A 12,701-nucleotide genomic window follows, 5' to 3' on the forward strand; every position below is an offset into this window, starting at 1 on the left:
CCATGCCACGCAGTCCCCGCCGGACGATCACCATCACCGCAGGAATCGTCGTCGTCCTCGCACTGATCGCCGTCATCGCCTATCTGGCCGGCCGCTCCACCAATGCAACACCGCCACCACCGCCTGCCCACACGACGGGTTCGGACCCGGTCAGCTCTCCGAGCCAGACAGCCGGATCATCTGAGCCTGGGCTGGCCGTGGGTAGGGCGTACGCCGGGACGGGCGGCAGCTCCAAAGGACCGGCCGGGCTCCCTCTTGGCTACGACCACAATAAGGCCGGTGCTGCTACCGCCGCGACGAACTATTTGATGTGGCTGAATTCGATCAGAATCACCGACAAGTCGACCGCCGACGCGATGGCCACCTCCGCCGCTGCCGATGCAGCAACCCGTACTGCGTTGATCCATTCCTCCGACGAGACCCGCTCCGGCATGGATGACCTCAAGGCCGATCAGCTTGAGCCGGCCCGGGGTGCGTACGCCGTCGCCCACTACTCCGACGACCAGGCAACCATCTACATCTGGGCACCGGAAGTCACCACCGACCGCAGCGGGACCACCGATCAACTGTGGGCAATCGATGCGGTCCAGGTCGTCTGGGCCAGCGGCGACTGGAAACTTGATCATCAACTGATGGCCCAGACCGGCGGCGCCGCTGTTGATCCGGCGGATCCTGCGGGCAATCCGAGCGCTGCGGAGAAGCGGTCGATCCTGTCGCGGATCCCGGCCGATGCGGGCGAGATCACCGACACCGCCGACCAGACCTGGTTCGAGTACGCCAATGCTGCGCACTAGCTGGATTCGACGCCTGGTGATCATGGCCGCGCTCGTCGGCGCGCTAGCTTCCCTCGTTGCGCCCCGGGCGAGCGCCTCGCCGACGACCGAGGAGCGCCGCCAGGTCGCCGAAGAAGTGGCGACGTCGATGTGTCAGACGATGCCGGCGATTCCCAAGCTGCCCACGAAGATCGACCCGCACAATCTGTGTCAGGAGGTGATCGTCGAGAACGTCGATCCGGAAGGCAACAACAGCGGGATCCGCGCCGCCTGTGAAGCGTCGCTGCCGATCTGGGCCCGACCAGCCGTCCCGTTCTGTACGTCGGTCCTGGACAAGATACTGGACCCTGCCCGCAAGCAGTTCCTGGACAAGGTCGTTCCATCGGTACAGAAGCTGGCCTGCATCACCTCGGCCCCGGCAACGTTCGACTGCCTGGCCAAACAGGTACACATCTGGCTCGAACAGGCCATCACCAGCCTCTGGCAGAACCTGCTGACAGTCCTGACCGACAACACCCAGGTCATCGGACTCCTCGACGGCTGGCACAACCACGGCATCGTATCGATCTACAGCGACGTCGGCGCCGTCGGCGCAACCCTGTTGCTTGGTGTCATTCTGACCTCCTTGATCATTTCCGCGATCCGCTTCGACTTTCGACAGTTCGGCACCGCCATCCTCGGCGTGATCACATGGGGCCTGTTCTGGTCCGGCGGCGTGGCGATCGCCGTACTGCTGATGAAGGCTTCCGATGATGTCGCGACGTGGCTCGCCGGGCGCCCGGATGCATCCGGTAAGACCAATCTCGATCGCGCCGGACAGCACTTCGCGAACTGGGTCGAGTACATCAGCGGTGCAGCACCCAAGCTGCGACCGGGCTTCGATGAACCCGGCAGCCTCATCGCAATCTTGATCTGCATGTTCTTGATCATCGCTATCGTCGCGACCCTAGTCGCTCTGCTGATGCGCAACATCGCCTTGCTCATGATCATTATGGCACTACCGCTCACGCTCGCCGGCGCCGCCGGGCCGCGGCTGACCCGCGAATGGTTCATTGCGGCCGTACGGATGTTCGTCGCGTTGCTGCTGGCGAAGCCGCTGATCGTGATCGCCGTACGCGTCGGAGCGGTTTTGGTGTCGGTGCCCTCCCAAGGCGAACCGCAGGCCAGCTTTTCCGACGCCTTGCTGGGTGTGGCGATCATCCTGTTGGCCGCTCTGTTGCCGGGCGTGATCTACAGGTTCTCCGGCGGGCTGATGAACACGTCCGCCGGTACGGCGCCGCGCGCATCGGCTGGCGTAACCGGGCAAGCGTCCCAGTCGGTGGCGACGAGCGCGGACATGACGCGGAGGATCATGGAACGCAATGCGCCCCGTCCCGCATTGACCGCATCGTCAACTCAAGCGAGTTCCTCGGGTACGGGGCACGCCGGAGCGAGCACCGCGGCAGGCATCCGTGGCGCTGCTGGAGCTCGGGGTGCCGCGGGAGCGCTCGGTGGTCCAGTGGGCATCGCCGCGATGGCGGCCACCATCGGAGCTGGTGCTCTCGAGTCCGGTGGTCGTTGGCTAGCCGGGCACGCCGCAACCGGTGGCGGCGTCTTTGGAGACGTCGAGGCACCCCACGTACCGTCACCGCCGATCTCCCGGATTCCGTACGGCAGCCGGACCCAGCACGACTCCGGCGATCACCCGTCGTCGCAGAAGACCGAGGCAACCACCAACCAGCAGACGACGCCTACGAACATCACTGTCATCCAGCAGCCCGATGCGCCTGCCAAACAACGTCCAACGATCGACCCGTCCGAGCCGCACCTGATCATCCCCGGCACCGTCGTACCTGAAGTTCCCAAGTCCGACGACCAGCCCGCGCTGCCCCAGAAGCCATCCTCCCTCGCCGGCACAGAAGACGACGATCATGAGTAGCCAACAGGTCCGCTTCGGCCCACGCGAGTCTCACGGCTGGCTGCTCGGGATGACGACTTCCCAACTCCTGCTGGGAATCGTCGCTGTCTGGACGAGCACCCGAATCTTCAACGCCGATACCAGCGGACCGGCGCGGGCAGGCTGGATCGCTCTGGCAGCGGCCTGCCTGACGGTTGCGTTCCTGCCGCTGCGTGGTCGCACGATCGTCGAATACATCCCGGTCATCGTCAGCTTCTGGGGCCAGCGCCTCACCGGCCACGACGTCTATCGAGGAGGCGTGTTCCGTATGCGCGACACCGACACCGTGGAGTTCGTGCTGCCCGGCGACCTCGCCCAGCTCCGCCTGATCAACTTCGAGGTCGACGGCAGCAGTGGCGCGGAAATTGCGATCGTCCACGACCCGTGCGCCAAGACCTACACCGGTGTTCTCGCCCTCGAAGGATCCACCTTCGCCCTCCTGGAAACCTCCGTGCGTGCGGCGCGCGTCGACGCCTGGGGCAATCTGCTTGCCCAGTTGTGCTCCGAGGGCGGCGCAGTCAGCCGTCTCCAGGTGCTCGAACGCACGCTGCCCGACTCCGGCGACGCGCTGCATCGCGACTGGGCCCGCCGCGGCCACCACGACGGCACACTGCAAGCGGCCAACTACGAGCAACTCCTCGCCGCCGTCGACGGCTCGACCCAGGCCCACGAATGCTTCGTCGCCGTCACCATCGACGCCCGCCGCGCAGGCTCGGAGATCCGTCAGGCCGGCGGCGGTCACCCCGGCGCATCGGCCGTGGTGGTACGCGAGATCGACAAGATCACCGAGGGACTCAAGGCGGCAGGCGTCCGCGTCGAGGGCTGGTGTTCACCCCGGCTGCTCGGCGAGATCATCCGAACCGCGTACGACCCGACTTCGCGACCGCTGATCCAGCGGCGTGGCGGCGCAGCATCCGACAACCGCGGCGGCGACGACGGGCTGCCGTCCGGTGTCGACCCGCGGATCTGCGGACCGATGCACGCAGAGAACACCTGGTCCTACTACCGCACGGACTCAGCCGTCCATCGCTGCTGGTGGATCCTGCAGTGGCCGCGCCAGTACGTCGACTCTGCGTTCCTGTCACCGTTGCTGCTGTCCAGTCAGCATCAGCGCACGGTGTCGATCATCCTCGAACCGCTGAGTCCGAGTCGGGCGAGTCGCCGGGTGACTCTGAAGCAGTCCGGCGTGACCTCCGAAGCAGCAATGCGGAAACGCTTCCGGCGCCGTACCACCCGATTACACGAGGTGGAAGCGACCGATGTGGACCGGCGAGAGTCCGAGCTGGTTGCCGGTCACGGTCTCTATCGGATGCTCGGCTTCCTGTCCGTCTCGTCGCCGGACCTTGCAGATCTTGAAGTGGCCTCCGGCGAGATCGAATCACTGGCCCAGCGGTCCCAACTGGAGATCACCCGACTCCCCGGCGAACACGACCAGGCCTTCGCGGTCGCCGCACTGCCCCTGGCGCGAGGTTTGCGATGAAGCGCGACTCCAACTCCGTCACCACGTCGCCGACTACGGCGTCCCGGACCCCGTGGCGCAGCCGGCCGCCGGCGGAGCGGGTGGACGACTCGTTGGCCGACATCCTCGGGACACTTGATATCGCACCGGCCGGCCGTGGCCCCTCGGGTCCACGCGCCGGCCGGGTCTTCCATCGGTTGCGGCTGCGGGCGCAGGAGGAGACGACCGCCCAGATCGCCGGGACGTACCCGTTCGTGGCCGAGCACGGCTTCACCGCCGATGGCACGTTCATCGGCCGCGACCGGTTCACGCGGGGCGCGTTCCGCTTCGATCCGTTCGAGCTGTACCGTGCCGGGCTGCTGCCCAATCCCAACGTCGCGATCTTCGGCACCATCGGTTCCGGCAAGTCCTCCTTGATCAAGACCATGGCGCTGCGACTGCTGGCCTTCGGCGTACGGTTCATCAACCCCGCCGACACCAAAGGCGAAATGGCTCCCCTGGCGCGCGCCGTCGGAGCCACCCTCGTCCAACTCGGCCCCGGCATGGGCAAAGCGCTCAATCCGCTGTACGCGCCCGAGCGGCCCGCCGGCATCGACGAGCGGATGTACATCGAGCTCATGGAGCAACAGCGACTCCTGCTGCTGAACGCCCTCGGTGCCACCGCCTCCGGTCGACCGCTCACCGCCCGCGAGGAGACGGGGATCGAACAGGCGCTCGCCCAGCTGACCCGGCAAAGTGATCACGTCGCGGCTGACCGGATGCGGCAACCCAACCTCGCCGAGTTCAGCGAGCTGATGCTCAACCCGACCCAGGCGATGGCCGACGCCATCCCCGTGCCGCTCTCGGTGCTCGCCGACGACTGTCTTGATCTCGCGCTTCGCTTCCGCGCCATGGTCAAGGGGGCGCTCAAAGGCATCTTTGACGGCCAGACCGTCGAGATCGACTGGAATCGCCCCGGCGTGGTGATCGACATTTCCCGGATCCGGTCCTCTGACGCCGGAGTCGCGTTGACCATGACCTGTGGTCAGGCGCTGGTCGATCAGATCCTCACCTTCACCGACGACCAGTGGGTACGGATCCTCGACGAGTGCTGGCGACAGATCCGCTATCCCCACATCGTCCGCCGGATCTCCGAAGGGCAGAAGCTCGCACGCGGCGACGACGTCACTTCCGGGTCAGCGACCATGATCGCCCTGCACCGCATCTCCGATCTGATGGGTGCCGCCCCCGAAGTCCGCGAACTCGCCCTCGGCCTGCTCGCCGACTGCTCCACCCGGATCGTCTACAACCAGGCCGATGATCAAGTACCGATCACCCGATCGACCCTCAATCTCACGGATATCGAAGCCGAGTTGCTGCCACGACTCCCGCAGGCCACCGCGCTGTGGAAGGTCGCCCAGCGGTCCTTCGTCGTCGATCACACCGTGCTGCGCGACGGCTACGAATGGGACCTCATCCAAACCGACTCTCGGATGGGCAGCCGCAAGTACGAGACCGTCGACGATCCCCGCGAAGCCATGGCCTCCGAAGTACTCCCGGACCAAACACCGGATGACGCCGAAGGGGTGGCGTGATCATGTGGCGCTGGTACACCGCCGAGGACCGCAGACAAGCGGCCATGCTGACCGTCCTGTTGGTCTTGCTCGGTCTCGTCATCACCGCCTCCGCACCGTTGATCACCGGTCTCGGCCTGATGACCCTCAGCGGGCATAGTTCGGATCTGCCTGGGAGTTGGCTGACCATGATCTCGTCGATCTGGCGGGATCCGACCCACCCGGACCGGGCGTTCGCGATCTCGGTCGGCGCCGGCGGCTTCTGGTTCCTGACCGTCGTCATGATCACTGTTCTGATCGGCGCCTACGCGTGGTTCGCGGTGATGGCGTACCGGCTTGTTGCTCCGACAGGTAGCGGGTTCGCGAGCCGGGCTGATCTTGCTCGCGAGCTGTCCGTGTCGACCTGCCGGAAGCGAGCCCGTACGACTCGCCCTGATCTTGATCGGAAGTCCCGCCTGCTGACGCCGCCCGCCCAAGTCGGGATTCCCCTGCATCAGGCTGCTGTCGGCCGGCAGACGCTCTGGCTGCCGCTGGAGAACGCGACCGGAGTGATCGCTCCGCAGCAGTCGGGCAAGACGCTGATGGACCTGCTGCACAAGGTGATTATGGCACCGGGCGGGCTGATCGTCACGTCCACAAAACTCGACCTCTTCCTGCTCACCGCCAAGGCCCGGGAGCGGAGCGGCTCGACCGTGCAGGTCCTCGATCTGACCGGCGCCGCGCACTGGGAACAGGTCGTCCGATGGAACCCGATCCGCGGCTGTACGACGATCAAGGCAGCCAAGCGACGCGCGCAGGCACTCCTGCGGGCCACAACCGGCGACGGCTACGACGGGCAAGCCGGCAATCACGCCTTCTTCGAACGCCGGGCCGTCGACGTCCTCACCGCCTATCTGCTCGCCGCCGGCATCTCCGAAGCACCATTGGACGACTTCATCAGCTGGTGCCAGAACGATCTTGACACCGAAGCCGCGGCAATACTGCGCAACCGCCCGGAGTACGCCGCCGTGCGACGAACCCTGCAACAAGCCCAAGCCGTCGTCGAAGAGACCCGCTCCGGCATTTGGGAGACCATCCGCGACGCCATCGCCTGCCTCACCGATCCAGACGTCACCGAAAGTTCCCTGCCCCGGGGCGGCGAGCTCGGCTTCGACCCGGAGATCTTCGTCCGCAGCGGCGGAACCGTCTACGTGATCGGCTCCGAGGACGACGCCGCATCGCAAGCACCACTGATCACCGCCTACGTCCAAGACGTCCTCGACACTGCCCGCCGGATGGCCATCACCGACAGCACCACCACCGGACGCGAACGACTCACGCCACCCTTTACCGCCGTACTGGACGAGGTCGCTTCCATCTGCCCGCTGCCCGATCTGCCTGACACACTGTCCGACTCAGCCGGCCGCGGCGTCCTGGTTCACTACGCCCTGCAATCGCCGGCCCAGGCTCAGTCTCGCTGGGGCAAAGCCGCGGCAACGCTGTTCGACAACACGACCGCGTTGGCGATCTTCGGCGGCCTCAAGTCCGAGGAGACGCTGAAGTGGGCGTCGCTGCTGGCCGGCCGGCGACTGGAGGAACGTCGCACCCGGCAGAGCCGCGGCTTCGCCGATGCCGGCTCAATCCAGATCGGCTCCGAACGGTCGGACCTCCTCGAGCCAGCAGCCGTACGCCAACTGCCCCGCGGCCGGGCGCTATTGATCGTGAGATCGATGCCCGCATTGATCGTGCGGCTCATCCCGGCCTGGAAGCGGCCCGACTGGAAACAACTCCAAGCTGACGCCCGATCGATCCGGACCGGGCAGGACACGACGTCGGAGCCCATCCCGACCATGGCGAAGGAGTTGGTGGCACGATGACCGACGAGCCGTTCGATCCCCTTGAGGGGGACTGAGTTCTTCGACGACGGCCATGATCTTGCCGAAGTGCGTCGCGATCTTCGTACCGTCCGCGAGATGGTCAGCCAACACAGCCGGGTGATTGAAGCCATCGACGGCGTACTTGCCCGGCTCGTCGACGTCCGAGAAGGCAGCCTCCATCCCGCACCGTGGTGCTACCACCAGCCTCCGCCGATGAAGGACGTCGACGTCCTCCCTACCTGGGTGGCCTGGTTCAACCTCCGCTACGCCCCGCAAGAACACACCAAACGCATCCCCTACTGCTGGGAACAACACGGCGGTCTCGCCGCCGAAGTCGCCACGCTCGCCGCGACCTGGCAACGGGCGTTCGACGACGCCAAGGCCAACACCGACGCCGCTCAGATGTGGCACGACCGCTGGCTACCCGGATTCCAGCAGCGAATGCGCCAATGGGTGCCCGCCGACTGCTTCGACGGCAACCACCGCGACCCCCGGCCGCCGGCGCCACCACGAACCACAATCGAGGTCGAGACATGATCACGGCACTGCACAGCCGACCGTCGCCGCCGCGCCTGGTGCAACTTGGGTACGACGACGGCTGGCTGCTCCTGCCGCCAACCTTTCTGAACCTCCGGATCCCGGTCGTCATCGTTGATCACGCCTACACAGACGATCCGATCCGCTTCGGCCTCGAACCTTTCGGTACCCGCGATCCCAAAGAAGCACTCCCCCAAACCGACCTGCGGATCACCTACTACGGCAACGTCATCGCACTACGGACAAGATCAACCGCAGAGGTTCTCACGACCACCGTGGTGCGCCGCCGGTCTCCGGAGTCAGTGCTCGGCCGCCATGGAGCGGCTGCGTTGATCATCGGGAACACCTACAACCTCGAATCAACCTGGGCCGCTCTGTGGACGATGGCCATCGGGAAAGCGAAGATCACAACCGCGGAGGAGGACTGTGAGCACACCCGAACCGCCCGCTGACGGTCCCCCCGAGTTGCAGGACCCCGACTTCATCAAGGTCAGCAAGGCACTGCACAACCGGGCAGAGAGAGCGCGCGCCGAGAAGTCCAAGACCCTGCAGGAGTGGAGCCAGGAACAAACTGACGAAGAGATCCTCTCCGAGTACGGCCTGGACATGAACGTCCTCCGGGAGGACCCATAATGTCCGCCCAGGCGGCGCCCGCGGGCCCGTACCGCGCCGCCGAGCGGATCTGGAAGGCTGCGAACGCGGACGGGGTGGCGGTGCTCGAACGGTTGCTGATCGCCGAACGCGCCGCGGCGACCGGACGATTCGAAAACGTCTGGCCGACACCCACGGAGAGCCGCGTCATGCCGCCGACTCGGCGGCTGCTGCGGGACTGGTACGTCCGCGTTGTAGAGAACCAGTTGGCCCGTGGCATCATGGCGCCGGCGGACAGCCCGATCGACGGCATGGAAGCCGAACGCGCCATGGCGGCCGTACGCAAGCGGACCGAAGCCGAATCCTCGGTCGTCGTCGACGTCGTGATCGAACTCGCGCGCGACGGCAGGCGGTTCGCGGACCAGGTGGCCAAGGAACGCAAGGACTACGTCGACGCAGCGCTGAGAGGACGGCTCGGCCGGCTGTTCCAGCGATCCGGGCCGGTCGGCATGCGGCAAGCCCTGGCCGAGCAGTGGTACGCGCGCTCCTTCCGCGCCGCCGTCGAACCCATCTTGTACCGGCTCGAGACACCCCCAGTCACTGCAGCCGAGATCCAAGCAGTCGGCATCAGCCTTGCCGCCGCGGAACCTCGGATCCTTTACAGCGAAGGAAAGCCGATCGGTCCGGCAACTCCCGACGGCTGGAAGACGCACACCGCCGAGCAATGGGAGTCGATGTCTGGAGATGCTCGCTCCTCCTGGCTAACAGAACGATCATGGGACGCTAGCTTCGCAACGGTTGACTTCCAACAATTGCCGCGAACCGCCCAATCCGACCTTCTCCGTCAATACCCGCCGACCGGGCCGATCCTGAATCAGGGCATCGCGTCCGGTCCGCCGGTCGAAGCCGCCGCCGAAGCCTTCGGGACGACTCCGATCGAGACGCCGTCCACCACAGACTGCGAACTCGCGAGCATCCTGTTTAGCCGCGCGGGAGTCACACTCCCTCGCCAACTCCTGGGCAAGCTTCCCGAAGCCCACGCCGTCGAGGCCTCTCTTGACGCACTCCACAGCGCCAACACGCGCAAGGGCGAGATGCGCGGACATTCGCGGCGCCATCCGTACTGGGCCGATGATCAACAACGCGATCGCGCCGTCGAACTGCGGAAATCGGGCATGAGCTTCCGAGCCATCGGCAACCAGCTTGGGATAAGCGGCGACCAAGTGGCGAACGGCCTCCGGAGCGACAGCACCATCGCCGAGGAACTCGTCCGCAAGCCCCACCGACCCGAATGGACTGAGGAGCGCCTCCGTGTGGCGGCTTACCTGCGATCTCAGGGCCACACCTACCAACAAATCGCCACGGTCTTCGGCTACCGCGCCGGCGAGACGATCCGATACGCCCTGACCGTACATGGACCTGCGTTGCGCATCGACCCGGTGACCGGCCGCACGATTCCAGTCGGCGAACCGATGCCCGATCCGCACCGATGGGCCCCACGGCTCAGCCCCTGGAACGGAGCGCCCAGAACGGGTGAAATTCCAGCAGTCATCGCCGAACGGCGCCAAAGGCACAAGGTCGCACGCGCCGAGACGATCGCTGGAATCCGGGAAGAGGATCAGGCTGCTCTCATGCAGCGCATGATCAAGCGGCGAGACGCTATCACTGAGGAAGCGGGACTGCCGGAGGAGGGTGGCCCGAATTGCGCCGACCCGAAGACTCGCCATCGGTGATTCAGACGAGGGTCCAGCACCGTGTCACTCCAACCCGGACACCAAGATGAGAAGCAGGCATCATCACAGAGGGCGGATCTGGCCGGGTCTTGAACGGTCGACCACGTAGCCGGTAATGGGCCGCGAGGGTCCGATGACCAGTCAGGGCGCGGCGTCGCTCACCGGGCTGGATCGGCCAGGCAGGCATCGTGGCGGAACGACCGCCGCGCCCAGGCAAATCCTGAGTTCAGATCCAATCACTGGCTACCGCAGCGCTCACCGGCTCGAACGACGATCCGAACCGCGCCGTCAGCTGTACACCACCACGCCGGGCCACGACGACGTGCCAGACATGGTCGGCCCGTACGCCACCGAACTGTGCGAACCCCATCAGCGACACCCGCCCGCAACCGAGTCCACGTGCCCTGAGAGTCAACGCGAGCGCCGGCCCGAGATCAACTTCTGCGCCGAGAGCGGACCGATCACCGGCATCAAGCGACCCGTCAACGCACGCCGTAGCTGGTCGCGGGCGAGCTGGCTATGGCTGATGGGAAGCACGAATCCGCAAAGGATCAACAGACATCGTCGACGCGGCAATATTGGGTGGCTACGATTCGCTGACGTGGTTGACCAGCAGTCCAACACGGATGGTCATGTCGTGTTCTGGGACTTCGACGGGACGCTCGCACTGCGGGACGGCCTATGGGCAGGCGCTGTCGTGGACGCACTCCAACGGATCGACCCGACGATTACCAAGACCGCTTCCGATCTGCGACCGCACCTGAAGTCCGGATTCCCGTGGCACCGGCCCGAAATCGTCACGACCCCCATGCCGGCACAAGCCTGGTGGGATCGCCTGACACCAACCATCTTGGCCGCATGCACCGCGGCCACGATCCCCGTCGACCTCGCCACGGCAGCCGCGAAGCTTCTGCCCGAGGAGTTCTACCGACTCGACGCCTGGGAACTTATCGAGGACGCTCACCTCGCACTGAGATACACCCGGGCTGCCGGATAACGCAACGTCATCCTCAGCAACCATGGCCCAGAACTGCCCCGACTGGTCACTCAGCTCGGCCTCGATGATGTCGTCGAACTCACCATCACCAGCGCCACGGTCGGCGCCGAAAAGCCGAACCCCGCGATCTTCAACCACGCGATCAGCGTTCCCGGCGCCTCACCAGCTCACTCCTGGATGATCGGCGACAACCCCATCGCTGACGTCCAGGGCGCACGCCAAGCCGGGCTATCGGCAGTCCTGGCCGACGGCGCGTACTCCGACGCGATCGGCGTCACCATCTTCAGGCTGCCGAGCACGTCGCCGCAGTGACCTTCGACTGAACTACTCACCGCAGCAGGATCGCCAAATGCACCAGCGCCCGCGTTCGGGTTCTCAGACGTCGAGTTCCTGAGTCACGAGCCACTCGCGCGCGCTCCTTACCGTCTCACGGAGCTGCGGTTGATCCCGGACGATCTCGCGTTGTCGCTGGGCGGGCAGCCTAGATCGTGCAGCACGTTGAGGATCACGACGGCCGTGGTTACCTTCACAACAGCCACCAGCTCCTCGATGGAATGGTCAGGAGTCCTGCCCTCGTGGGCTAGGTCGTTCCGCGCCCGGGTAGTCCGTCGCACCCACCGATCCACGTCCGGCACGAGCTGCGCGATCGCCTCCGGGTCCGGTCTTGCGGCGAGGGCACACAGCCGGTCCCGCAGGGTGGGATCGTTCCGAATGGCTCCTTTGAACCGATCGACGTGTTCCTCCGGCACGTGCTCCAGCATCGCCTCGCGCATTGACTTGAACTCGTCGGCCGGCATGGGGCGCTCGTCGGTACGGAGGCCGCGATGCAGTACTTCAGCTGCGCCCACAGCCGTCAGGAGGTTGTTCTCGACATAGCGAGCCGGCGCGTAGCGGAGGCCCAAGATCATGTTGATTGCCGCCTGTAGCCGGCCATGCGCCTCACACCATCGGGGGATGATCTCCTCAAACGGGATCGATGCGCATGTGAAGAAGACACTGCTGTGGTCGACAGCTGCGGCATCGTGCTCCCCAAGCGCAGATGGTCGATATAACACGTCAGCATGTCGGCGCGGCGCAGGAAGCTCATCGCGCAGTGGAGGGTCTGTCTCGGTCAGCTCCAGCCGCAACCAGATCACGCCGACGGCACGATGCGTCGCAAGAGCTATCAAATCCTGTACAAAGCCGGCCGAGCTCAGCGCATCGCTCAGCGAGCACGCGTCCGGCGGGACGACCCGCATAGACGCTGTGTCGCGCATGCGCCCAATG

Annotated in this window: 13 protein-coding genes; 11 read left to right on the plus strand and 2 right to left on the minus strand. The window is 65.7% G+C overall.

All coding sequences use genetic code 11. The annotated features are described in order from the left end of the window. Positions 1-2 precede the first annotated feature (2 nt). Genes GJV80_RS18515 through GJV80_RS18555 form a run of 9 tightly spaced genes read left to right on the plus strand, consistent with a single transcriptional unit; the run spans position 3 to position 10,438 of the window. Positions 3-794, plus strand: a complete 792-nt coding sequence (locus GJV80_RS18515; RefSeq protein ID WP_154689155.1) for a hypothetical protein — start codon at positions 3-5, stop codon at positions 792-794. Beyond that, positions 781-2,691 (plus strand): hypothetical protein, encoded by a 1,911-nt coding sequence (locus tag GJV80_RS18520; RefSeq protein WP_154689156.1) that lies wholly within the window; start codon positions 781-783, stop codon positions 2,689-2,691. The genes GJV80_RS18515 and GJV80_RS18520 overlap by 14 nt, the downstream gene beginning before the upstream one ends. After that, positions 2,684-4,189, plus strand: coding sequence for an SCO6880 family protein (locus GJV80_RS18525; RefSeq protein WP_154689157.1), 1,506 nt, complete (start codon positions 2,684-2,686; stop codon positions 4,187-4,189). Before GJV80_RS18520 ends, GJV80_RS18525 begins: the two co-directional genes overlap by 8 nt. Next, positions 4,186-5,742, plus strand: a complete 1,557-nt coding sequence (locus tag GJV80_RS18530; protein ID WP_154689158.1) for a conjugal transfer protein TraC — start codon at positions 4,186-4,188, stop codon at positions 5,740-5,742. Before GJV80_RS18525 ends, GJV80_RS18530 begins: the two co-directional genes overlap by 4 nt. Positions 5,743-5,744: 2 nt before the next feature. Then, positions 5,745-7,577: a type IV secretory system conjugative DNA transfer family protein gene (locus GJV80_RS18535; RefSeq protein ID WP_230208435.1), complete on the plus strand. Its 1,833-nt coding sequence runs from the start codon at positions 5,745-5,747 to the stop codon at positions 7,575-7,577. Positions 7,578-7,598: 21 nt separating this feature from the next. Beyond that, entirely contained in the window at positions 7,599-8,114 is a 516-nt protein-coding gene (locus tag GJV80_RS18540) for a hypothetical protein (RefSeq protein WP_154689160.1), read from the plus strand. Continuing rightward, complete coding sequence (locus GJV80_RS18545) at positions 8,111-8,566, plus strand: hypothetical protein (RefSeq protein WP_154689161.1); 456 nt, start codon at positions 8,111-8,113, stop codon at positions 8,564-8,566. Before GJV80_RS18540 ends, GJV80_RS18545 begins: the two co-directional genes overlap by 4 nt. Continuing rightward, positions 8,541-8,747 carry a hypothetical protein gene (locus GJV80_RS18550; protein WP_154689162.1) on the plus strand — a complete coding sequence of 69 codons (207 nt, stop codon included), beginning with the start codon at positions 8,541-8,543 and terminating at the stop codon, positions 8,745-8,747. The genes GJV80_RS18545 and GJV80_RS18550 overlap by 26 nt, the downstream gene beginning before the upstream one ends. Further along, positions 8,747-10,438 (plus strand): hypothetical protein, encoded by a 1,692-nt coding sequence (locus GJV80_RS18555; RefSeq protein WP_154689163.1) that lies wholly within the window; start codon positions 8,747-8,749, stop codon positions 10,436-10,438. The genes GJV80_RS18550 and GJV80_RS18555 overlap by 1 nt, the downstream gene beginning before the upstream one ends. A 226-nt stretch (positions 10,439-10,664) precedes the next feature. Here GJV80_RS18555 and GJV80_RS18560 read toward each other — a convergent pair whose 3' ends face one another. Further along, positions 10,665-10,808 carry a hypothetical protein gene (locus tag GJV80_RS18560; protein ID WP_154689164.1) on the minus strand — a complete coding sequence of 48 codons (144 nt, stop codon included), beginning with the start codon at positions 10,806-10,808 and terminating at the stop codon, positions 10,665-10,667. Positions 10,809-11,039: 231 nt separating this feature from the next. On the opposite strand from GJV80_RS18560, the gene GJV80_RS18565 reads away from it, so the two are divergent. Together GJV80_RS18565 and GJV80_RS25220 are read left to right on the plus strand one after the other, a co-directional pair. Beyond that, positions 11,040-11,435 carry a hypothetical protein gene (locus GJV80_RS18565; RefSeq protein ID WP_154689165.1) on the plus strand — a complete coding sequence of 132 codons (396 nt, stop codon included), beginning with the start codon at positions 11,040-11,042 and terminating at the stop codon, positions 11,433-11,435. Positions 11,436-11,477: 42 nt separating this feature from the next. After that, positions 11,478-11,747 carry an HAD family hydrolase gene (locus tag GJV80_RS25220; protein ID WP_370518863.1) on the plus strand — a complete coding sequence of 90 codons (270 nt, stop codon included), beginning with the start codon at positions 11,478-11,480 and terminating at the stop codon, positions 11,745-11,747. A 107-nt stretch (positions 11,748-11,854) separates the two neighbouring features. Here the strand turns inward: GJV80_RS25220 and GJV80_RS24640 are convergent, their stop codons facing one another. Further along, positions 11,855-12,691, minus strand: a complete 837-nt coding sequence (locus GJV80_RS24640) for a HEPN domain-containing protein (RefSeq protein WP_255455491.1) — start codon at positions 12,689-12,691, stop codon at positions 11,855-11,857. Positions 12,692-12,701: the final 10 nt, after the last annotated feature.

The organism is Microlunatus sp. Gsoil 973 (assembly GCF_009707365.1).
Taxonomy (GTDB): domain Bacteria; phylum Actinomycetota; class Actinomycetes; order Propionibacteriales; family Propionibacteriaceae; genus Microlunatus.